At 58.3% G+C, this 21,848-nt stretch carries 23 protein-coding genes; 12 read left to right on the top strand and 11 right to left on the bottom strand.

Annotated elements, in window-relative coordinates:
- Positions 1 to 15 precede the first annotated feature (15 nt).
- Positions 16 to 1,056, bottom strand: a complete 1,041-nt coding sequence (locus NHU87_RS22505) for an NADP(H)-dependent aldo-keto reductase (protein WP_253552616.1) — start codon at positions 1,054 to 1,056, stop codon at positions 16 to 18.
- A gap of 245 nt (positions 1,057 to 1,301) precedes the next feature.
- Between NHU87_RS22505 and rplM the strand changes: the two genes are divergently transcribed.
- The 8 genes from rplM to NHU87_RS22545 all read left to right on the top strand — a co-directional run bounded on the left by rplM (position 1,302) and on the right by NHU87_RS22545 (position 6,593).
- Positions 1,302 to 1,730, top strand: a complete 429-nt coding sequence (gene rplM / locus NHU87_RS22510; protein ID WP_007905295.1) for a 50S ribosomal protein L13 — start codon at positions 1,302 to 1,304, stop codon at positions 1,728 to 1,730.
- Between the two features lie 14 nt (positions 1,731 to 1,744).
- On the top strand, positions 1,745 to 2,137 hold the full coding sequence (gene rpsI / locus NHU87_RS22515) for a 30S ribosomal protein S9 (RefSeq protein WP_002555064.1): 393 nt from the start codon (positions 1,745 to 1,747) through the stop codon (positions 2,135 to 2,137).
- 267 nt (positions 2,138 to 2,404) lie between these two features.
- Entirely contained in the window at positions 2,405 to 2,998 is a 594-nt protein-coding gene (gene petA / locus NHU87_RS22520; RefSeq protein WP_253552618.1) for a ubiquinol-cytochrome c reductase iron-sulfur subunit, read from the top strand.
- Positions 2,998 to 4,209, top strand: coding sequence for a cytochrome b (locus NHU87_RS22525; protein ID WP_253552620.1), 1,212 nt, complete (start codon positions 2,998 to 3,000; stop codon positions 4,207 to 4,209). The genes petA and NHU87_RS22525 overlap by 1 nt, the downstream gene beginning before the upstream one ends.
- Entirely contained in the window at positions 4,209 to 4,991 is a 783-nt protein-coding gene (locus tag NHU87_RS22530) for a cytochrome c1 (protein WP_253552622.1), read from the top strand. Before NHU87_RS22525 ends, NHU87_RS22530 begins: the two co-directional genes overlap by 1 nt.
- 150 nt (positions 4,992 to 5,141) lie before the next feature.
- Positions 5,142 to 5,759, top strand: coding sequence for a glutathione S-transferase N-terminal domain-containing protein (locus NHU87_RS22535; RefSeq protein ID WP_007905304.1), 618 nt, complete (start codon positions 5,142 to 5,144; stop codon positions 5,757 to 5,759).
- 16 nt (positions 5,760 to 5,775) lie between these two features.
- A complete protein-coding gene (locus tag NHU87_RS22540) occupies positions 5,776 to 6,189 on the top strand; it encodes a ClpXP protease specificity-enhancing factor (protein WP_008004998.1) in 414 nt (137 codons plus the stop codon).
- 146 nt (positions 6,190 to 6,335) lie between these two features.
- A complete protein-coding gene (locus NHU87_RS22545; protein ID WP_054045524.1) occupies positions 6,336 to 6,593 on the top strand; it encodes a hypothetical protein in 258 nt (85 codons plus the stop codon).
- A 167-nt stretch (positions 6,594 to 6,760) separates the two neighbouring features.
- Here NHU87_RS22545 and NHU87_RS22550 read toward each other — a convergent pair whose 3' ends face one another.
- The 5 genes from NHU87_RS22550 to norR form a co-directional block, all read right to left on the bottom strand.
- The gene (locus tag NHU87_RS22550; RefSeq protein WP_253552623.1) at positions 6,761 to 7,510 is read right to left on the bottom strand and encodes a YkgJ family cysteine cluster protein; all 750 of its coding nucleotides are present in this window, start codon (positions 7,508 to 7,510) and stop codon (positions 6,761 to 6,763) included.
- An 83-nt stretch (positions 7,511 to 7,593) separates the two neighbouring features.
- Positions 7,594 to 7,920, bottom strand: coding sequence for a hypothetical protein (locus tag NHU87_RS22555; RefSeq protein ID WP_253552624.1), 327 nt, complete (start codon positions 7,918 to 7,920; stop codon positions 7,594 to 7,596).
- A 148-nt stretch (positions 7,921 to 8,068) separates the two neighbouring features.
- Positions 8,069 to 8,527 (bottom strand): GNAT family N-acetyltransferase, encoded by a 459-nt coding sequence (locus NHU87_RS22560; RefSeq protein WP_253552625.1) that lies wholly within the window; start codon positions 8,525 to 8,527, stop codon positions 8,069 to 8,071.
- 27 nt (positions 8,528 to 8,554) lie between these two features.
- Positions 8,555 to 9,457: a chemotaxis protein CheV gene (locus NHU87_RS22565; protein ID WP_008072097.1), complete on the bottom strand. Its 903-nt coding sequence runs from the start codon at positions 9,455 to 9,457 to the stop codon at positions 8,555 to 8,557.
- A 273-nt stretch (positions 9,458 to 9,730) separates the two neighbouring features.
- Complete coding sequence (gene norR / locus NHU87_RS22570) at positions 9,731 to 11,284, bottom strand: nitric oxide reductase transcriptional regulator NorR (RefSeq protein ID WP_253552626.1); 1,554 nt, start codon at positions 11,282 to 11,284, stop codon at positions 9,731 to 9,733.
- A gap of 147 nt (positions 11,285 to 11,431) precedes the next feature.
- Between norR and hmpA the strand changes: the two genes are divergently transcribed.
- Both hmpA and NHU87_RS22580 read left to right on the top strand, forming a co-directional pair.
- Entirely contained in the window at positions 11,432 to 12,613 is a 1,182-nt protein-coding gene (gene hmpA / locus NHU87_RS22575; protein WP_253552627.1) for an NO-inducible flavohemoprotein, read from the top strand.
- Positions 12,614 to 12,849: 236 nt separating this feature from the next.
- Entirely contained in the window at positions 12,850 to 13,626 is a 777-nt protein-coding gene (locus tag NHU87_RS22580) for an ABC transporter substrate-binding protein (protein ID WP_253552629.1), read from the top strand.
- Between the two features lie 130 nt (positions 13,627 to 13,756).
- Here NHU87_RS22580 and NHU87_RS22585 read toward each other — a convergent pair whose 3' ends face one another.
- From NHU87_RS22585 to NHU87_RS22605, 5 genes are all read right to left on the bottom strand, one after another.
- Positions 13,757 to 14,398, bottom strand: coding sequence for a helix-turn-helix transcriptional regulator (locus NHU87_RS22585; RefSeq protein ID WP_038981650.1), 642 nt, complete (start codon positions 14,396 to 14,398; stop codon positions 13,757 to 13,759).
- Between the two features lie 99 nt (positions 14,399 to 14,497).
- Positions 14,498 to 15,625, bottom strand: a complete 1,128-nt coding sequence (locus NHU87_RS22590; RefSeq protein ID WP_253552630.1) for an NAD(P)/FAD-dependent oxidoreductase — start codon at positions 15,623 to 15,625, stop codon at positions 14,498 to 14,500.
- A gap of 158 nt (positions 15,626 to 15,783) precedes the next feature.
- The gene (locus tag NHU87_RS22595) at positions 15,784 to 16,731 is read right to left on the bottom strand and encodes an ornithine cyclodeaminase family protein (RefSeq protein WP_253552683.1); all 948 of its coding nucleotides are present in this window, start codon (positions 16,729 to 16,731) and stop codon (positions 15,784 to 15,786) included.
- A 137-nt stretch (positions 16,732 to 16,868) separates the two neighbouring features.
- A complete protein-coding gene (rhlB, locus tag NHU87_RS22600; RefSeq protein ID WP_253552631.1) occupies positions 16,869 to 18,356 on the bottom strand; it encodes an ATP-dependent RNA helicase RhlB in 1,488 nt (495 codons plus the stop codon).
- An 85-nt stretch (positions 18,357 to 18,441) separates the two neighbouring features.
- Positions 18,442 to 19,098 carry an alpha/beta hydrolase gene (locus NHU87_RS22605; protein WP_253552632.1) on the bottom strand — a complete coding sequence of 219 codons (657 nt, stop codon included), beginning with the start codon at positions 19,096 to 19,098 and terminating at the stop codon, positions 18,442 to 18,444.
- A 469-nt stretch (positions 19,099 to 19,567) separates the two neighbouring features.
- Between NHU87_RS22605 and NHU87_RS22610 the strand changes: the two genes are divergently transcribed.
- Both NHU87_RS22610 and NHU87_RS22615 read left to right on the top strand, forming a co-directional pair.
- Positions 19,568 to 20,599: an amino acid ABC transporter substrate-binding protein gene (locus NHU87_RS22610; protein WP_253552633.1), complete on the top strand. Its 1,032-nt coding sequence runs from the start codon at positions 19,568 to 19,570 to the stop codon at positions 20,597 to 20,599.
- Positions 20,600 to 20,664: 65 nt separating this feature from the next.
- Positions 20,665 to 21,846, top strand: a complete 1,182-nt coding sequence (locus NHU87_RS22615; protein WP_217854427.1) for an amino acid ABC transporter permease — start codon at positions 20,665 to 20,667, stop codon at positions 21,844 to 21,846.
- Positions 21,847 to 21,848: the final 2 nt, after the last annotated feature.

Raw genomic sequence — 21,848 nt, forward strand, 5'->3', positions numbered from 1 at the left:
GGGCCTATGAATCAATCAAGGAGCAGGATTCGGATGATCCTGGTGAATCGCCTCGATCCCCGCCAACACTTCGTCGGAAAGTTTCAGCTCGAAGCTCGCTAAATTGCTTTCAAGCTGCTCAAGCGTGGTGGCGCCAATGATGTTGCTGGTGACGAACGGTTGCTGTGTGACGAATGCCAGTGCCATCTGCGCTGGATCCAGGCCGTGTTCACGCGCCAGTGCCACGTAACGGCTGCATGCCGCTTCCGATTGCGGATTGAAATAGCGGCTGAAGCGGCTGTAGAGGCTCAGACGACCTTTGGGCGGGCGCGCGCCACCTTCGTACTTGCCCGACAGGAAGCCGAACGCCAGCGGCGAGTAGGCGAGCAAACCACACTGTTCGCGGATGGCGATTTCCGCCAGGCCGACTTCGAAGCTGCGATTGAGCAGGTTGTAAGGGTTCTGGATCGACACCGCGCGCGGCCAGCCCCGGGCTTCGGCAATGGCGAGGAAGCGCATGGTGCCCCACGGGGTTTCGTTGGACAGGCCGATGTGGCGGATCTTGCCGGCCTTGACCTGTTCGTCCAGTGCTTCGAGGGTGTCTTCCAACGGCGTGAGGTTGACTTCGCTCGTGTGCTTGTAGCCCAGTTGTCCGAAGAAATTGGTACTGCGTTCCGGCCAGTGCAACTGATAGAGGTCGATGTAGTCGGTCTGCAAGCGCTTGAGGCTCGCATCCACGGCCTGGACGATGTGCTCGCGGTTGTGCTTGAGGTTTTTGTCGCGGATGTAGTCGATGGTGTTGCCGGGGCCGGCGATCTTGCTCGCCAGGATCCAGTCGGCGCGATCGCCGCGACTTTTGAAGTAATTGCCGATGTAGCGCTCGGTGGTGGCGTAGGTTTCGGCCTTGGGCGGCACGGGGTACATCTCGGCGGTGTCGATGAAATTGATCCCGGCGCTCTTGGCCCGTTCGATCTGGGCGAAGGCTTCAGCCTCGCTGTTTTGCTCGCCCCAGGTCATGGTGCCGAGGCAGATTGCACTCACGTTCAGATCGGTACGGCCTAGCTGGCGATAGTCCATCGGGTGCTCCTTGGGCAAAACAATCATAAAAGCAGGTTGAATTATTTTTCGCAATCTGCATAATTGCGCACCTCTTTCTGCAGTGGAAGTGATGCGCCGCCGCCGAAGAATCTTGCCGTTGAACGGACGCGCCGACCCGAGCCCCCGAAAGCGTCTGTATCCGGCTGCCTTTGACTTGTCAAAGTACGCACTATTCAGTAAGATCCGCCGTCTAATTTACAGGGCGGCCCCTGAGGCTATAAAGAATGAAAACTTTTACTGCTAAACCGGAAACAGTACAGCGCGACTGGTTTGTCGTCGACGCTGCAGGTCAGACCCTGGGTCGTCTGGCCACCGAAATCGCGAGCCGTCTGCGTGGCAAGCATAAAGCTGAGTACACTCCTCACGTTGACACCGGCGATTACATCGTCGTTATCAATGCCGAGCAGATTCGTGTAACCGGTGCTAAAACCACCGACAAAATCTACTACTCCCACTCCGGTTTCCCGGGCGGCATCAAGTCGATCAATTTCGAAAAGCTGATCGCTAAAGCCCCTGAGCGCGTGATCGAGACCGCGGTCAAAGGCATGCTGCCTAAGAACCCGCTGGGTCGCGACATGTATCGTAAGCTGAAAGTCTATGCGGGCGCTGTACACCCTCATACTGCTCAGCAGCCCCAAGAACTGAAGTTTTAACGGAATAGTTCATTATGTCGGCGACTCAAAATTACGGCACTGGCCGTCGCAAGACCGCAACCGCACGCGTTTTCCTGCGTCCGGGTACTGGTAACATCTCCATCAACAACCGTTCGCTGGATAATTTCTTCGGCCGCGAAACTGCCCGCATGGTAGTTCGTCAGCCGCTGGAATTGACTGAGACTGTCGAGAAGTTCGACATCTACGTCACCGTGATCGGCGGTGGTGTAAGTGGTCAAGCTGGCGCAATCCGCCACGGTATCACTCGCGCACTGATGCAGTACGACGAAACCCTGCGTGGCGCTCTGCGCAAAGCCGGCTTCGTTACTCGCGATGCTCGTGAAGTTGAACGTAAGAAAGTTGGTCTGCGTAAAGCGCGTAAGCGTCCGCAGTACTCGAAGCGTTAATTCGCTTTCACGTTCAAAAAGAACGCCCAGTTTCCTCGCGAAGCTGGGCGTTTTTTTATGGGCGCGATTTATCGAGGAATTGCGCTGTGACAACTTGCCACATTCGCAGAAGCCCTATACTGCAAGGCTTGGCAGTGGAGCCCCTCGGTAATTACCTTGTCAGAATTGGGGCTTTTCATTACCATTCGGCAAAATTTTTATAAGTTCAGATTTTTACTTAGTAGACGCCTGATTTAACAGGCCACAAAGCTGATGGGAGAGGACTGAATGAGCAATGACGGCGTGAATGCAGGCCGGCGTCGCTTCTTGGTAGCAGCCACATCCGTGGTGGGTGCTGCAGGAGCGGTGGGGGCTGCGGTCCCGTTCGTGGGGTCATGGTTTCCCAGTGCCAAGGCGAAAGCTGCAGGTGCACCGGTGAAAGTGAATGTCAGCAAAATCGAGCCAGGCCAGCAAATGATTGCTGAGTGGCGCGGTCAGCCGGTGTTCATTGTCCGCCGTACCGAGGAAATCCTGGGGAATCTGAAAAAGATCGAGGGCCAGCTGTCTGACCCGACCTCCAAGAACTCGACGCAACCGACGTATGTCGACCCGGAGACGCGTTCGATCAAGCCAGAAGTTCTGCTGCTGATCGGTATCTGCACTCACCTGGGTTGCTCACCGACCTTCCGCCCGGAAGTAGCACCAGCAGACCTGGGCAAGGATTGGGTAGGGGGTTATTTCTGCCCTTGCCACGGTTCCCACTACGATTTGGCTGGCCGCGTCTACAAGTCGCAACCCGCGCCTTTGAACCTGCCAGTTCCCCCGCATTCCTATGAGACCGATGACCTCATTGTCATTGGCGTCGATACGGAGAAAGCGTGATGAGCAAGTTCATGGATTGGGTTGATGCGCGCTTCCCCGCGACCAAAATGTGGGAAGACCATCTCAGCAAGTACTACGCCCCGAAGAACTTCAACTTCTTCTATTTCTTTGGCTCCCTGGCACTGCTCGTTCTGGTCAACCAGCTCGTTACCGGTATCTGGCTGACCATGAGCTACACCCCGTCGGCGGAAGAAGCGTTTGCTTCCGTCGAATACATCATGCGCGACGTCGAGCACGGCTCGATCCTGCGCATGCTGCACGCAGTCGGTGCTTCGATGTTCTTCATCGTCGTTTACCTGCATATGTTCCGTGGCCTGCTTTATGGTTCGTACCAGAAGCCGCGCGAGCTGGTATGGGTGTTCGGCATGCTGATCTACCTGGCGTTGATGGCTGAGGCCTTCATGGGTTATCTGCTGCCGTGGGGCCAGATGTCCTACTGGGGTGCCCAGGTGATCATCTCGCTGTTCGGTGCAATCCCGGTCATCGGTAACGACCTGACCCAGTGGATTCGTGGCGACTACCTGATTTCCGGTATTACCCTGAACCGCTTCTTCGCCTTGCATGTGGTTGCCCTGCCGATCGTGATCCTCGGTCTAGTGGTGGTGCACATTCTGGCGCTGCACGAAGTCGGTTCGAACAACCCGGATGGCGTCGACATCAAGAAGTACAAAGACGAAAACGGCGTACCGCTGGACGGCATCGCCTTCCACCCGTACTACACCGTGAAAGATATCGTCGGTGTGGTGGTGTTCCTGTTCATCTTCTGCTCGATCGTATTCTTCTTCCCGGAAATGGGTGGCTACTTCCTCGAGAAGCCGAACTTTGAAGTGGCGAACGCCTTCAAGACCCCTGAGCACATCGCTCCGGTCTGGTACTTCACACCGTTCTACGCGATTCTGCGGGCAGTTCCGGACAAGCTCCTGGGCGTAATCGCCATGGGCGCGGCCATCGCTGTGCTGTTCGTCCTGCCATGGCTGGATCGTAGCCCGGTCAAGTCGATGCGCTACAAAGGCTGGCTGAGCAAGATCTGGTTGTGGGTGTTCTGCATCTCGTTCGTGATCCTGGGTGTGTTGGGTGTTCTGGCGCCAACGCCAGGCCGTACGTTGCTGTCGCAGGTATGTACCTTCCTGTACTTCGCCTACTTCATTCTGATGCCGTTCTACACCAGGCTCGAGAAGACCAAACCGGTTCCGGAAAGGGTGACTGGCTGATGAAAAAGCTATTTGCTGTACTGATTCTTGCGGCGATGCCTGGACTGTCTTTCGCATCGACATCGAGTGGCCCGGAGCTGGAAAAAGTCGATATCGACGTTTCCGACAAGGCTGCCATGCAAGACGGCGCACGTACATTCGCCAACTATTGCATGGGCTGCCACAGCGCCAAGTTCCAGCGCTACGAGCGCGTCGCCGATGACCTGGGTATTCCTCATGAGCTGATGCTTGAGAATCTGGTGTTCACCGGCGCCAAGATCGGCGATCACATGAACATCGGCATGCAGCCGGCGGACGCCAAAAACTGGTTCGGTGCGGCACCGCCCGACCTGACGCTGGTGGCTCGTGTTCGTGGCACCGACTGGCTTTACGGCTACCTGCGTTCGTTCTATGAAGACCCGTCGCGTCCTTGGGGCGTGAACAACAAGGTGTTCCCGAACGTCGGCATGCCTAACGTTCTGGTCGGCCTGCAGGGTCGTCAAGTGGTAGGCTGTAAACAAGTTCAAGTCGTCGAAGACGGCAAGAAGCAATACGATCCGCTGACCGGCACCGCTTTGACCCATGAAGCCTGCGATCAACTGACTGTATTGCCAAAAACCGGCACGCTGAACGAAGAGCAGTTCGACGAGAAGGTCAAGAATCTGGTGACTTTCCTGGCCTACTCGGCCAACCCGGTGAAGCTGCAGCATCAGCGCATCGGTACCTATGTGTTGCTGTACCTGGCGTTCTTCTTCGTATTCGCTTACTTGCTCAAGCGTGAATACTGGAAAGACGTCCATTGATAAAGCTGTAAGCCATTGCTGTTAATCGCGCGCGCCCAGGGGCGTCTCTGAAGGTGTAACGAGTCTGGTGAGCCAGGCGTTACGGGAGGCGCCCTCTGGGCGCGCGTGTTTTTCCGTTTCCGATAATTTCAACAAGCGAGGAGGACCGCCATGGGCGTGACCAATCGGTTGGCCTGTTACTCCGACCCCGCCGACCACTATTCCCACCGAGTGCGCATCGTACTTGCAGAGAAGGGTGTCAGCGCCGAGATCATTTACGTGGAAGCTGGTCGCCAGCCGCCTAAACTGATTGAGGTGAACCCTTACGGAAGCCTGCCCACCCTGGTCGATCGTGACCTGGCGTTGTGGGAGTCGACCGTGGTGATGGAATATCTGGATGAGCGCTACCCGCACCCGCCATTGCTGCCGGTTTATCCTGTGGCGCGTGCCAACAGTCGTCTGCTGATTCATCGCATTCAGCGTGACTGGTGTGGCCTGGTGGATCTGATTCTGGATTCGCGGACCAAGGAAGCAGCCCGTGTCGTGGCTCGTAAAGAGCTGCGCGAAAGCCTGACAGGCGTGTCGCCGCTGTTTGCCGACAAGCCGTTTTTCCTCAGCGAGGAACAAAGTCTGGTGGATTGCTGCCTATTGCCAATACTCTGGCGATTGCCGATTCTGGGTATTGAACTGCCGCGGCCTGCCAAGCCGCTGCTTGATTATATGGAGCGCTCGTTTGCGCGTGAGGCTTTCCAGGCGAGTCTGTCTGGTGTCGAACGCGATATGCGCTAAGGCTTAAGGAGCCGCTATGAACTCCAGTCGACCTTATCTGGTCCGCGCGCTCTACGAGTGGATTGTGGACAACGATTGCACCCCGCACATGCTGGTTAATTCCGAGTATCCATCGGTGCAGGTGCCTCAGGGGTTTGCCAGTGACGGACAGATTGTCCTGAATGTTTCCCCTGCGGCCGTGCGTCATCTGCACATGGACAACGAGGCAGTCAGTTTCGAGGGGCGCTTCGGTGGCGTGCCGCATACCCTGTACGTGCCTATCGCATCGATCCTGGGCATTTACGCCCGGGAAAACGGTCAGGGCATGGTGTTCGATATGGAATCGCCTCTGGAAGACGAGGAAGAGATCGAGCCGGATGATGATGTTCCGCCACCCGACAGCGAGCCGCCGCGTCCCAGCGGTCGACCGAGTTTGAAGGTGGTGAAGTAATAAAAAGGCGATCCGAATGGATCGCCTTTTTATTGGGCCAAAACCCGACTGACCAACTGCAGCTTGCTGTCCCTGAGACAGGTATACTGCTGCCTTTCGCGGCTCGCCTACCGGGCCCGACTCTTTGAGCATCACCCGGAGCTTTCATGACTTCCCCGACACAACCGCCGGTTGCCGACGCCTTGAGCGACGACCAGGCAGACCTGCCAGACAGCGTCGACTCCAGCGCAGACAGCGAAACCAAAGCGGCGATCCCTGCATTCAAGTTTCCGTTCAAGCCGGGTGAATTGGCCGCGGCGAAGAATGCCAATCAGCCTTGGTACAAGAATGGCGCCAAGAACGGTCACACCAAGACTCCGGGTGCAGCGCCTCCTGGCACTCGTCGTTCGATGGGTAAGCGCTGAGTTTTTACCTCTGCGGTGCCTGATCTATCGTCATCGTCGGAACGCCGCCCGGAGCCGGCTCGCTCCCACATTTGATCTTCATGAGACACAGATATTGTGTACGACGAAATCCCTGTGGGAGCGAGCCTGCTCGCGATGAGGCCATTAAATACAACACATCCTTTGGCTCAGCCCGCCCGCAACGAAATAAACGCATAGTTCACTGGCACCTCAGTTGCCACCTGCGCCCCGGCCGCCAACACTTGCCCGGCAATATCATCACCTGACACATGAAAGACCCATTCACCGCCCGACCCCGCCAACGGCTGTTGCGCCACCTGATCAATGACCATGGCAAACGCCGTCATGTCCGGCAGATAAGCAGTAAAGCCATCGCCCTTCAGCGCTGTCGTCCGAATCCCCAATAACGCGCAAATCGCCTCCTTGGTCTGAATCTCATCGCGATCCGCCTGACGGGAGCGCTGGATCAATCCCGCCAGTTCCTGATCCACCAGCTCACCCCCGATGATTAAATCAGACCCTGTTTCCCACGACTCGGGCGGGCATTCCTTGATTGCCGGGTTGAGCGGGATGTGCGGATTGATTTCCATTGGGTAGATGCGGCACACCAGCGGTCGGCATTCGTAGATGCGGCAGAGGTTATCTTCGTCAAGATTCCGGCAGGGGCCGACGTTATAGGCGGCAAAGGTGATCGCCACGTGCGCGTCGCAGGCGCCGCTTCGAACCACAATTGAACGGCGTTCGGCGTGTTCGCGTTGTTGCATGGGCAGGCCCAGGCCATTGGCGAGGAAGGCCTCCACCAGCACGATCACCTGACCGCCATCGGCCGCCCACATCCGGGCTTCGGCCAGTGTCAGGGGCACGTGGTGGTCGTTGCAGCATTTGCCGCAACCTACGCAGGAAAACGTTGTATTCATCGAACGGCCAGTCACCTGTGGGGGCATGAAATGGCGACAAAAAGCCACCGCAAAGGCCTGTGCCGAAGCAAGTTATGCGCCATTCACTGCGATTTTGCTGTTGGGCGGATGGAGTCCCACTCGGTCACGTAGGCGGTTTTGCTCTTCTTGTTGTAGAGGCACAGCTCGGTGCCTTGCTGGCCTTTCATGTGTTTTTGCGGGTACTGGCCTTGCAGCAGGAGCGCGGTATAACCGACCCGGTCATCGAACTGCGCGGCATTGCCGACGGGTTTGACGTTCTTCAGGCCGCTGGTTTTGGTGCAGCTGGCGAGCACGGCTTTGTCGTAGGTGGCCCAGGCGTCGGGGCTGGAGGCGTGGGTTTGGGTGGCGAGGGTGGTGAGGCAGAGGAAGGTCAGGGTGATGGTTTTCATGGTTTGAGCATCCTTGGCGTGTAGTGGCCGAGGTCAGGAGTATGCCTGATGGTTTTGGATTAGTTATGCGGACCTCTTCGCGGGCAAGCCTCGCTCCTACACAGGTCACCGAACCCTGTAGGAGCGAGGCTTGCCCGCGAAGACGGTGTCAGGTTGGAACCGGTTCCCGGCGGACCACATACATCCCGGCACTTTCATACAAACGCTGTGCCCGAAGGTTGTTTTCCAGCACCTTCAGATCCACAAAACCTTCGCGACGTTGCTGAAAAACATTGAAAGCATTTAGCAGCAATGCACGGCCAAGTCCGAGGCCTTGAGCGCGCGGATGCACCACCAGGCTCTTGATGTAGGCACTGGTCCAGCATTGGGCGACACCGACGATGCCTTCGGCGTCGAGCGCGATGAAGCACAAAGACGGATCGTATTCAGGATCGGTTTCGAAACGCTGTTGCCAGACTTCCAGCGCCGGTACGCGACCGCTACCTTCCAGATAGCCGAGTTCCATCAAGTGATGAACGGCTTCGGCCAGTTCGGGACGGTACTCGGTCAACTCAATGCCATTTGGCCAAGTGAAAGGCGGCACATCCTCCACGAGGTTGCGCCGCATCAGAAAACAAAAAACCTCAGCCACAACTCAGTGACCTTGTTCGGTGACGGCCCTGGCCGCCGCGATCAGGCATTTGGTCAGTTCCGGCGAGGAGAATTTGGTCAGCACCGCGTTGGCCCCGGCCAGTCGAGCCTTCTCGCTGTTCATCGCGCTGTCCAGCGAGGTGTGCAACAACACATAGAGGTGCGAGAAGTCCGGCGTTTCGCGCAAGGTGCGGGTGAGGGCATAGCCGTCCATTTCCGACATTTCGATATCGGAGACGATCAGGTTGATCTGCTGGGCGGTGCCTTGCAGGTCCAGCAGGCAGTCGATGGCTTCCTTGGCGCTGCGAGCGGTGTGGCATTGCAGGCCGAGGTTGCGCAGGGTGTGCACCGATTGTTGCAGGGCGACCTGGCTGTCATCGACCACCAGAATCCGCGCGTTGCCGAGTACTTCGGCGTCTTCCATGCTTAATTCAGTCGGGGCCGTTTCGATCTGTGCCGGAGCGATGCCGTGGATGACCTTTTCGATGTCCAGCACTTGCACCAGGGTGCCATCGACCGAGGTCACGCCGGTGATGTACGAGCGCACACCGCCAGAGCCGAAGGGCGGTGGACGAATGTCGGTGGTCAGGCAGTGGACGATTTTGCTCACCGCCTGAACGTGGAGGCCCTGCTTGGAGCGGCTGACGTCGGTGACGATCAGGCAGCCACCGTTCGGGTCTTCCAGCGGTCGCTCGCCGATGGCGCGGCTAAGGTCGATCACCGACAACGATGCGCCGCGCAGGGTGGCGATGCCTTTGACGTGGGGATGCGACTCCGGCAGCTTGGTCAGCGGCGGGCAGGGGATGATTTCGCTGACTTTCAGCAGGTTGATCGCCATCAGCTTGCCGCTGCGCAAGGTAAACAGCAGAAGCGAAAGTGAATCTGCGCGGGCTTTGTTGGAAGACATAAAAACCTTCTGTGGAAAAAGGTGATGGGCGATTGTGAAGATCGCCAACAGCTATCGATGCCGGGTTATCGACTTGTTGGGGGCAGGCTTTAGAAGTAATCCCCAGCATAACGACCAACGCGATCTTTGTAGCAGCTGCCGAAGGCTGCGTTCGGCTGCGAAGCAGTCGTAAAACCTGCGCATGAAACATTTCCAGGTACAAGGGCGGTGACCGGTTTGGCGAGGACTTCGTCCTCGAACGCAGCCTTCGGCAGCTGCTACAGGAGATCAGGCTTACTTCATACCCAATCGCTTGGCCATCCGTCCAAGGTTCGCCCGATCCAGACCCAGCTCCCGTGCCGCGCTGGCCCAGTTATTGTGGTGACGTTCCAGGCAAGCGCTGATCAATTGGCGCTGATAATGCTCGGTGGCCTCACGCAAATCCCCTGCAATTAATGCAGCCGCCGGTGCAGCATCCACCGGTTTTGGCGCAGGTTCAATGCTGCCATTGGGCAAGTCCAGATCCGCCGCGCTCAAACTGAGAATCTTCGGCCGTTGTTTGCAGTTACCCAACGCCTTCAACGCACTGCGACCAATCAAATGCTCCAGCTCCCGCACGTTCCCCGGCCAGTCATACGCCAATAATGCCGCTTGCGCATCGCTGGTCAGGCGCAGACTGTTGAGGCCCATGCGTGAGCGGTTTTGCTCCAGGAAGTAGCCGCTGAGCAACAGCACATCCCGAGCGCGATCGCGCAATGCCGGCACCAGCAGCGGGTAAACGCTCAGGCGATGATAAAAGTCGGCGCGGTAGCGACCGCTGCGCACTTCTTCGGCCAGGTCGCGGTTGGTTGCTGCGATCAATCGCACGTCGACCTGATGCTCCTTGTCCGAGCCCAGGCGCTGCAATTGCCCGCTCTGCAGCACCCTCAATAATTTGGCTTGCACCGTCAGTGACAGTTCGCCGACTTCATCGAGAAACAATGTGCCGCCATTGGCCAGTTCGAACTTGCCGCGTCGATCATTCGTCGCCCCGGTGAAAGCACCGCGCACATGGCCGAACAATTCGCTCTCCACCAATGTGTCCGGCAGGGCGGCGCAATTGAGGCTGATGATTGGTTTGTCGGCCCGTGGGGACGCCGCGTGGATGGCCTGGGCCACCAGCTCTTTGCCGACTCCGGTTTCGCCGGTGATCAGCACCGTCAGGTCGCTGCCGCCCACCAGGCTGATCTCTTCCACCAGCCGTTTGTGAGCCTTGCTCTGGCCGATCATTTCGCGGTTCTGTTGACCACTGGCCTGACGGTAAACCTCGGCGCGCTGATGTTCGTCTTCGGCGCGATTGGCCAACCGTTCGATGCGCTCGGCGGCGTTGACCGTGGCGGCGGCGAGGCTGGCGAAGGCTTGCAGGGCGTCCAGTTCGATCGGTTCGAAACGTTCAGGGTCAAGCGCGTCCAGGGTCAGCAAACCCCACGGACGCTCGTCAATAAACAACGGGCAGCCCATGCAGTCGTGAACTTCCAGGTGATCGTGAAGACCATCGACCAGGCCGTCATAAGGATCGGGCAAATCGCTGTCGGCGGCAAAGCGAGTCGGGCCGTGACTGCTGAGCAGCGCTTCGAAGCGCGGGTGTTCGCTGACCTTGAAACGTCGGCCGAGGGTGTCGGTGCTCAATCCATCCACCGCCAGCGGCACCAGCCATTCGCCATCGAGTCGCAGCAGGGCCGCGGCGTCGCAGGGGAGCAGGGCGCGCATGGCTTCGAGCAGGCGTCGGTAGCGCTCGCCTTCGGGCAATTCGCGGGACAGGTCGGAGACCAGGGGCAGCAGGGTCGTGAGCAGTAATTTTGCAGTCATAATGACTCCGTGTAGTCGGTATGACTATAAAGCCTTGGGTGTCTATATGACTACTATGTTATTAACTTACTGATTTATAAGGTTTTAATTGTTGGCATGGAAACTGATACGTAAAGGTTATTCATATAAAGCCCAGGAGTTGCTCTTATGCTTAGCGTTCAAGACCGTGCCATCGTCAAGTCCACCGTGCCGTTGCTGGAAAGCGGCGGCGAAGCGTTGATCGCTCACTTCTACCGCATGATGCTCTCCGAATATCCGGAAGTCCGCCCGCTGTTCAACCAGGCCCACCAAGCCAGCGGCGATCAGCCTCGCGCCCTGGCCAACGGTGTATTGATGTATGCGCGGCACATCGACCAGCTCGATCAGTTGGGCGACCTGGTGGTCAAGATCATCAACAAGCACGTGGCCCTGCAAATCCTTCCGGAACATTACCCGATCGTGGGTAGCTGCCTGTTGCGAGCAATTTCCGAAGTGCTGGGCGAAGAGATTGCCACGCCTGAAGTGATGAGTGCCTGGGGCGCTGCCTACGGTCAATTGGCCGAGATCCTGATTGGCGCCGAAGCCAGCATCTACGACCAGAAAGCGCAGGCACCGGGCGGCTGGCGGGGTGCGCGGGAGTTCATCGTGGCGGCCAAGGTGGAAGAAAGCGCGGAAATCACCTCGTTCTACTTCGAGCCGGCAGACAAGGGCCCGATTCTCGCGGCAGAGCCTGGCCAGTACATCGGCATGAAACTGATCCTCGATGGCGAAGAAATTCGACGTAACTATTCGCTGTCGGCGCTGGCCAACAAGGGCCAGTACCGCATCAGCGTCAAGCGTGAAACCGGCGGCCGCGCTTCCAACCATTTGCACGATCAACTGCACATCGGCGCGAGCATCCTGCTATTCCCACCAGCGGGCGACTTCACCCTGACCACCAGCAACAAACCGCTGGTGCTGATCAGTGGCGGCGTCGGCATCACTCCGACGCTGGCGATGCTCGAAGCGGCGCTGGCAACCGAGCGGCCGGTGCACTTTATTCACTGCGCGCGCAACGGTAGCGTGCATGCGTTCCGTGACTGGATCGATGGGCTGGCCGAGCGTCATCCGCAGCTCAAGCGTTTTTATTGCTACGCCGAAGATGATGGCATCAGTCCGGCGGCGGACAAGGTTGGCCTGTTGAGCCAGGCGCAACTCGGCGAGTGGTTGCCGGAACAGCGTGATGTGGATGCGTACTTCCTGGGGCCTAAAGGCTTCATGGCAACGATCAAGCGGCACCTCAAGGCTTTGGGTGTGCCAGAGGAGCAGAGCCGTTACGAGTTCTTCGGGCCGGCTGCCGCGCTGGAATAACTGTCTGGGCGGTTCCTGAGGGCCGGGTCGGTGTTTCGCTTGTTCGCGGAGCACCGACCCGGCCTTTTTCACATTTGGCTAGCGCCCGACCAGAGGCCAGGCATTAACCTGTCTGCCCGATTGACGGAAAATACATAAAAGTCCAGTATGGAATTCCAAGTACAAAAATGTGTTTGCCCCCGTTTCAGTTCTTCTTCTGTCTTGCCAAACCAACAACAACCCGCGAGAGAACGAATATGAAGAAATTCCCCCTCATCACCGGTCTGGCCCTGAGCCTGTTGGCGTGCAGTAGCGTGTTCGCCGCCGAGAAAAACCTGCGCATCGGCATCGAAGCGGCTTATCCGCCGTTCGCGTCCAAAACCCAGGAAGGCAAGATAGTCGGTTTCGACTACGAGATCGGCAATGCCCTGTGCGCGCAGATGAAGGTCAAATGTGAGTGGGTCGAAGGCGAGTTCGACGGTCTGATTCCTTCCCTGAAAGTGAAGAAAATCGACATGGCGCTGTCGTCCATGACCATTAACGAAGACCGTAAGAAATCGGTGGATTTCACTCACAAGTATTACTTCACCTCATCGCGTCTGGTGATGAAGGATGGCGCCATAGTGGATGACCAGTACGCCAGCCTCAAGGGCAAGAATGTCGGCGTGCAGCGCGCAACCACCACCGACCGTTTTGCAGCCGAGGTTTTCGAACCGATGGGCGTCAACGTCAAACGCTACGCCAACAACGAAGAAATCTATATGGATCTGGCAGCCGGTCGTCTCGATGCGATTTTTGCCGACACCATTCCCTTGAATGACTTCCTGTCGATGCCGCGTGGCAAAGGCTACGCGTTTGTCGGGCCGGAGCTCAAGGATCCGAAATACGTGGGCGAGGGCGCCGGGATTGCCGTGCGCAAGGGCAATACGCAGTTGGTGGCCGATCTGAACAAGGCGATCGATGAGATTCGCGCCAATGGCGAGTATCAGAAGATTTCGCAGAAGTATTTCAAGTCGGATATCTACGGCGACTGACAAATCGCTATCGCGGGCAAGCCTCGCTCCTACAGGTTTCGCGTCGTTCACCCGATTTGTGACAACGTTGGACTGTAGGAGCGAGGCTTGCCCGCGAAGGGGTCCTTTCAATTGACGCAGATCTCAAAGCTCAACCCTTCAATTCCTTCAAATGCTTGTACACCGTCGCCCGCCCCATGTTCAGCACATTGGCCACATAGTTGGAGGCGCTTTTGCCTTTGAAGGCGCCTTCGGCGTGCAGCGCCAGCACCAGCTCGCGTTTGTGATCGCGGGTCAGCACATTCAGGCTCAACTGACGCTCGCGCAGCCAGGCGTGCAGAAAGGTGTTGATCCGTTCCTGCCAGTCATCGCGAAACAGTGAGTCCGGTTGCGGGATCAGCTTGGTCGGCGACAGGAACAGATCCAGCGCCGCTTTCGCGTTTTCGAACAGCGAGATATTCAGGTTGATGCACAGCACCGCCAGCGGACGCCCTTCGCTGTCGCGCAGCACGCTGCTGAGGCTGCGAATCTTCTGGCCGTCCCAGTTGAGCTTTTCGTACGGCCCGATGTTTCGTTCGCTGACCTCTTCACTGAGCATGTCTTCCAGCGAGGAGTCGTCGCCGATTTCCCGTTTGGACAGGTTGTTGGCGATGTAATCGACCTTTTGCGTGCGCAGGTCGTGCAGCACCACCTCGGCGTGGGGGAAGAACAACGTGGCGATCGCATCGGCAATCGCGCGAAAGTTGTCCATGGATGTCGCGTCCAGGGCCGAGTCTTTTTCAGGTGCGTTCATTCAGTGGAACTCCAGGCAGCGTCAGCGCCCCGTTTAAAAAGGGACGCTGGAAGTTTGCCGCAATCGTGTGGACACGTCACCTGAGGGGCAGGATCAGAATCAGCTCAGGCGGGCGGGGGAGAGCATTCCGGCGTCCAGGCCGAAACGGGTGAGCTGCTCGGGCAAGGCTTCACCGCGGACCAATGCAGCGCTGGCCTGGCCCATGGCCGGCGACGTCTGGATGCCATAACCGCCTTGCGCCGCGACCCAGAACAGCCCCGGCACCTGCTGATCGAAGCCGGACAGCAAATCACCGTCGCGCACGAAACTGCGCAGGCCAGCCCAGGTGCGGGTGGGGCGGCGGATGGTCAGGGTGGTGGCTTCTTCGATCTGGTAAATGCCCATGGCGATGTCCAGCTCTTCGGGCTGCACGTCGTGCGGTTCTACCGGGTCGGCATTGGCGGGTGAGCCGAGGAACATGCCGGCGTCGGGCTTCATATAGAAGGATTCATCGAGGCTGACCAGCATTGGCCAGTCATGGATATCCAGGCCCTCGGGGCCGGCAAAGATAAAGGCTGCCCGGCGCTTGGGTTGCACGCCCAGAGGTTGGGCACCGGCCAGCTCGCCAATCTTGTCGGCCCAGGCACCGGCGGCATTGATGATGATCGGGGCGCTGAAAGTCTGAGTCGCGGTTTGAACCTGCCACAGTCCTTCGGCATCCCGGGTCAGGCTGAGCACTTCGCTGTCCGTATGAACTTCACTTTTATTGCGCCGGATACCGCGCAGATAGCCCTGATGCAGGGCGTCGGTATCGATGTCGCTGGCGGTCGGGTCGTAGATCGCGCCATGGACTTTTTCCCGACGCAAGATCGGCAGACGCGCACAGGCTTCGTCAGCGCTGAGCCATTGCATTTGCGGCACCGTGGCTTTGGCGCTCAGGTATTGATTACTCAGCTCGGCCGGATCGCCAGTGAAGTCGACGGTCATCTCGCCGCGCGGGGTCAGCAATGGGTGTTCGCAGAAACCGGCTGGCGGTGTGTCGAAGAAATCCCGGCTGGCCTGGGTCAGAGCACGAACCTGCGGTGTGCCGTAAGCGGCGGTGAACAGCGCCGCCGAGCGTCCGGTGGAGTGATAGGCCGGATGGGATTCGCGTTCGAGCACAACCACCCGCCCGTGCTGAGACAGCCAGAAACCGGTGGAAGCGCCGGCAATTCCGCCGCCGATGATGATGAAATCTGCCTGGCTCATGAACGTCTCCTGTGGGGGCGCAAATGCCGAAATTGTGGAGTTCCCCTGTAGGAGCTGACGAGTGAAACGAGGCTGCGATCTTTTGACTTTGCTTTTTAAAGGGAAGATCAAAAGATCGCAGCCTCGTTTCACTCGACAGCTCCTACAAGGGCGTGGTGTCAGCGCTGTAGTTGGTAAAGGGCATTGGCCAGCGCGATGTCCTCCAGGCCCAGGCCGATGGAACGGAAAAACACATGTCGGTCGTAGTCTGGACGCTGGATTTTTTCGCTGAGCAAATCGGGCAGATCACCAACAATCGAACGCTTGTCCCAGCCATGCTGCTCACCGGCGATCAGCATTTCACCGGCCGAACCCGGAGTGGTTTGACGATAGTCACAGAACACCTGCATGTCATCGAGGCTCTGCGGCGGCACCTCATGGGCGCGCGGGGCGTTGGTGCTGATGGAGGTGATTAGCGCCGGTTTGCTTAAGTTCGACGGGTCGATCACCGGGCCGGCGGACGAGGTGCAGAGCATGATCACGTCGGCGTTTTCAATCGCGGCTTCGCAACTGTCGACGAGGCTCAGCCGTGGATCGAGGCTTTTGAGCTGTGCCAGCGCTTCGGGGTTCTTGCCATTCAGGCTCGGCGAATAGAGGTTGATGCTTTGCCAGTCTCGCAGGTCTTTCACGTAGTGCAGATGCGCCTGGGCCACCTTGCCGCTGCCGATGATCGCCAGGCGCCGGGCCTTCAGAGGCGCGAGGGCATCGACCGCCACCGCCGTCGTTGCGGCGGTGCGTGCGGTAGTCAGTTCACCGGCATCGCAGAGCAGCAGCGGCTGGCCGGTTTGCATCGACATCAGCAGCGTCCAGGCGGTCACCAGTGGACCTTGCTCGCGCACGATGTAAGGCGATGTCTTGACGCCATATACCCCATCTTCGGCCAGCACACCCAGGTAGTTGATGAAGTCTCCGGCACCTTGCGGGAATTCCACTAACTGTTGCGCCGGCTGCACGGCTTGCCCGGCGGCCAGGTCGCGGAACAACTTGCGCAAGATCTGCGGCACATCGACTTGCGCCAGCAGTTCGCGGGCCTGGGATTGGGTGATCACGTAAGGCGTGCTGGGCATCGTTGGCTCGCGCTGAAAGTAAACTAATTTGTCCATTATGGACTTTTAGTTGTATCGAGCAAGCTCCTGTTGAAAAAAGCCGGACGAAAAAAAAGCGCAGTCCGTTTCCGGCTGCGCCTCTTTCTGAAAGCCCCGAGTTACGGGCGCTTGCGCTCGACCGCCCGCAGCAGATGCGTGGGTGGCGTTTCACAACTGATCTTGCGACCCAGCAGCGCCTCGATGGACGGCAGCTGGTAGGAGTCGTCTTCACCGGCAAAGCTGATGGACACGCCATCCGCGCCGGCACGGCCAGTACGACCGATGCGATGTACATAGTCGTCCGGGACTTCCGGCAGGGTGAAGTTGATCACGTGGCTGATGCCGTCGATGTGAATGCCGCGACCGGCCACATCGGTGGCCACCAGCACGCGGATCTTGCCTTCGCGGAAGCCTTCGAGGGTCTTGATGCGCTTGTGCTGCGGCACATCGCCAGACAGTTGCGCCGCGTTGACGCCATCGCGTACCAGGCGTTCTTCGATCCGCCGCACTTCGTCCTTGCGGTTGGCGAAGACCATCACCCGTTCCCAGCCGTTATCGTTGACCAGGTTGTAGAGCAGTTTGTATTTATCGGCACCGGCCACCGCGTAGATGTGTTGCTCGACGTTTTCGCTGGCCACGTTCTGCGCTTCGATCTCGACGATCGACGGGTCGGTGGTCCATTGCTTGGCGAGGTTCATCACGTCTTCGGTGAAGGTCGCGGAGAACAGTAGTGTCTGACGCTCGTTCTTCGGCGGAGTCTGGCGAATGATCTGACGCACTTGTGGGATGAAACCCATGTCGAGCATCCGGTCGGCTTCGTCCAGCACCATGACTTCGACCATGTCCAGGTGCACATCGCCGCGCTGGTTGAAGTCGAGCAAGCGGCCCGGAGTGGCCACGAGGATGTCGCAGTGACGGGCTTCGAGGTGCTTGAGCTGCTTGTCGAAGTCCATGCCGCCGACAAATGTCATGACATTGAGGCCGGTGTACTTGGTCAGGTCGGCTGCGTCCTTGGCGATCTGCACCACCAGCTCCCGGGTCGGGGCGATGATCAGTGCCCGCGGTTCACCCATGTAGCGCTCTTTGGGCGGCGGGGTTTGCAGCAGCTGAGTGATGATCGAAATCAGGAAGGCGGCGGTTTTGCCAGTGCCTGTCTGGGCGCGACCGATGGCGTCTTTGCCTGCGAGGGTGAAACCAAGCACCTGCGCCTGGATCGGCGTGCAATACGGAAACCCCAGGTCCTGAATGGCGTGCATCAGTTCGGGGGCGAGTTTGAAATCGTGGAAGCGGGTTTTGCCTTCCTGGGGTTCGACGACGAAGTCTTCGAGTTTCCAGGGAATAACCGGCGCTTTTGGCTTGGGTTCGCGACGCGGTTTTACCGGTTTCGGGGCTTCGCTGCGCGGCTGCTCAGAGGCAATGGCCGGTGCCGAGGGGGCGGTCGGTGTGGTCACCGGTTCGTGCTTCGGTACCGCTACGGTTGCGGTCCGGCCAGGCTGATTACCGTCGGTGCGGTGGCTGGGAGTATGAGAAGGAGCGCTGGAGACTGGCGCGAGCTGCTCAGTCTCGCTTTTACCGAACATTTTCTTGAGTGCTTTGAGCACGGTCATCTCATCAATTGGTTAAGGAATATACGCCGGCCAGTGTAATGCAAGAATCGGGCGCGGCGTAGTGGGATGGATCAATGGGTAGTTTTTAACGCAAACGCTCGGCGAGCCAGACGCCGATGTCACGAATTTCTTCGGGTAACACTTCGTGGCCCATTGGGTATTCCTGCCATGTCACGGTGACACCATGTTGCTTTAAATACTCGTACGCGGTCCGGCCCATGGAGTTTTGCACAACGTCATCGTACTGGCCGTGCAAAGACAGCACCGGAATGCGCTGCTGGCTGGCGGAAAGCTCCAGTTCAGCGCTGAAGGTCGGTGCATAAGTCGAGAGGGCAAGTACGCCACCCAGCGGTCCCTGCCATTTCACAAAGGCCGTGTGCAACACCACCGCGCCGCCTTGGGAAAACCCGGCGAGAAAGATGCGCGAGGCGTCTATTCCGCTGGCCTTCTGCTCTTCGATCAAATCAAAGACCCGCTGCGCGGACACTTCCAGCTGCTCGCGGCTGATCGCGCGCGCCGGGCTCATGGCCAATATGTCGTACCAGCTCGGCATTTCGTAGCCGCCATTGATAGTGACGGCGCGAGTCGGTGCCTGGGGCAGAACGAAGCGAGTGGTCAACAGGGTTTCCTGCAGCGCTTCAGCTACCGGCAGGAAATCGTAGCGGTCGGCGCCCAGCCCGTGCAGCCAAATTACGCAGGCGTCTGCGGGCTTGACGGGTTGCAGAATCAAGGGCTCGGTCATGGGTGCTCCATATGTGTGCGTGCGTCTCAATTGAGTGCGAGCTCTGAGTGCGCGTCTGGTTGATCAGTTAAGAAGATGTCGCAAGGCTGAAAGTTTTGCTATTGACCTGTCGCTTAATCGCTTTAGCGAGCGGTCTGGTACGGGGTTTGCTATGGGGAAGCCTGTGCAACCAATCTCATGCCTGGCGGTAACACTATCAGTGTACGGCTGGTCGTGGGATAGCAAAGAATCCGGTGATGGATGTTCGCCAGTGGCCGCTACGGGCTTCGCGAACGTGAAAGGGCTACAGCCCGTTCGGCCGATTGGTGAGAAGGGCGTTATCCATAATGTGGATTTTCTCCTACTAGACTCATGGCGACGGTCCTTATGTCGGTTGACCCTAAAAAAAGCCAACAAGGGTCAGCAACGCCTCAAAAGGGTGCGACAGGGCTCAAGCTCCGACACAACAAGAGCAAAACTGGAGGTTTGAATGAAGATGTTGAAATCCACCCTGGCCATCGTGACTGCAGCCGCAGTGCTCGGTGTCAGCGGGTTCGCTCAGGCGGGTGCAACCCTGGATGCTGTGCAAAAGAAAGGTTTCGTACAGTGCGGTGTAAGCGACGGTCTGCCGGGCTTCTCGGTTCCGGATTCCACTGGCAAGATCGTCGGGATCGACGCTGACTTCTGCCGCGCTGTGGCTGCTGCCGTTTTCGGCGATGCGACCAAGGTCAAGTTCAGCCAGTTGAACGCCAAAGAGCGCTTCACCGCGTTGCAATCCGGTGAAATCGACATCCTGTCGCGCAACACCACCATGACCAGCTCCCGTGACGCGGGCATGGGCCTCAAGTTCCCGGGCTTCATCACCTACTACGACGGCATCGGCTTCCTGGTAAACAACAAACTGGGCGTCAAGAGCGCCAAAGAGCTGGATGGCGCAACCATCTGCATCCAGGCCGGCACTACCACCGAGCTGAACGTTTCCGACTACTTCCGTGGCAACGGTCTGAAGTACACCCCGATCACCTTCGACACCTCCGATGAAAGCGCCAAGTCGCTTGAATCCGGTCGTTGCGACGTACTGACCTCCGACAAATCCCAGCTGTTCGCCCAGCGCAGCAAGCTGGCTTCGCCGAAGGACTACGTGGTTCTGCCGGAAACCATTTCCAAGGAACCGCTGGGCCCGGTCGTGCGTAATGGCGACGACGAATGGCTGGCCATCGTGCGCTGGACTGGCTACGCCATGCTCAACGCTGAAGAAGCAGGCATCACTTCGAAGAACGTCGAAGCCGAAGCCAAGGCCACCAAGAACCCGGACGTGGCTCGTATGCTCGGCACTGACGGTGAATATGGCAAAGACCTGAAAGTGAAGAAAGACTGGGTCGTGCAGATCGTCAAGCAAGTCGGTAACTACGGCGAAGTGTTCGAGAAGAACCTTGGCAAGAGCACTGCGCTGGAAATCGACCGCGGGCTGAACGCTCTGTGGAACGCTGGCGGCATTCAATACGCACCACCAGTGCGCTGATGGTTCTATCACCCGGTGGGCCAACCACCGGGTGATGTTCTGTTCCATTATTTCCGGGGCACTTCATGCAAAATTCAATCGGCGCACCAAAGCAGAGGCTCAGCCTCAGCGATCCACGAGTGCGTGCGTGGGTATTCCAGATCATCACCATTGTGGCGGTGGTCTCGCTAGGCTGGTTTCTGTTCGACAACACGCAAACCAACCTCCAGCACCGGGGCATTACCTCGGGTTTCGACTTTCTTGAGCGCAGTGCCGGTTTCGGCATCGCTCAGCACCTGATCGACTACACCGAATCGGACAGTTATGCCCGAGTGTTCGTCATCGGCCTGCTCAACACCCTGCTGGTCACCTTTATCGGTGTGATCCTGGCGACGATCCTTGGTTTCATCGTCGGTGTGGCACGGCTGTCGAAGAACTGGATCATTGCCAAGCTGGCGACGGTGTATGTAGAGGTCTTCCGTAACATTCCACCGCTGCTGCAAATCCTGTTCTGGTACTTCGCCGTGTTCCTGACCATGCCAGGGCCGCGCAACAGCCATAACTTCGGCGATACCTTCTTCGTCAGCAGCCGCGGCCTGAACATGCCCGCAGCGTTGGCGGCGGATGGTTTCTGGCCGTTTGTGGTGAGTGTGGTCGTGGCGATCGTCGCGATCGTGTTGATGTGCCGCTGGGCCAACAAGCGTTTCGAAGCGACCGGCGTACCGTTCCACAAATTCTGGGTAGGCCTGGCGCTGTTCCTGGTGATCCCTGCGTTGTGCGCATTGATCTTCGGCGCGCCGCTGCACTGGGAAATGCCGGAGCTCAAGGGCTTCAACTTCGTCGGTGGCTGGGTGCTGATCCCGGAACTGCTGGCGCTGACCTTGGCCCTGACGGTGTATACCGCGGCGTTTATCGCCGAAATCGTGCGTTCGGGCATCAAGTCGGTCAGCCATGGCCAGACCGAAGCGGCCCACTCATTGGGGCTGCGTAACGGTCCGACCCTGCGCAAGGTGATCATCCCGCAAGCCCTGCGCGTGATCATTCCGCCGCTGACCAGCCAATACCTGAACCTGGCGAAAAACTCCTCGCTGGCGGCCGGTATCGGTTATCCGGAAATGGTCTCGTTGTTTGCCGGTACGGTGCTGAACCAGACCGGGCAGGCGATCGAAGTCATTGCCATCACCATGAGCGTGTACCTGGCGATCAGTATCAGCATTTCCCTGCTGATGAACTGGTACAACAAGCGCATTGCGCTGATCGAGCGGTAAGG

The organism is Pseudomonas mandelii (assembly GCF_024138395.1).
GTDB lineage: Bacteria > Pseudomonadota > Gammaproteobacteria > Pseudomonadales > Pseudomonadaceae > Aquipseudomonas > Aquipseudomonas mandelii_E.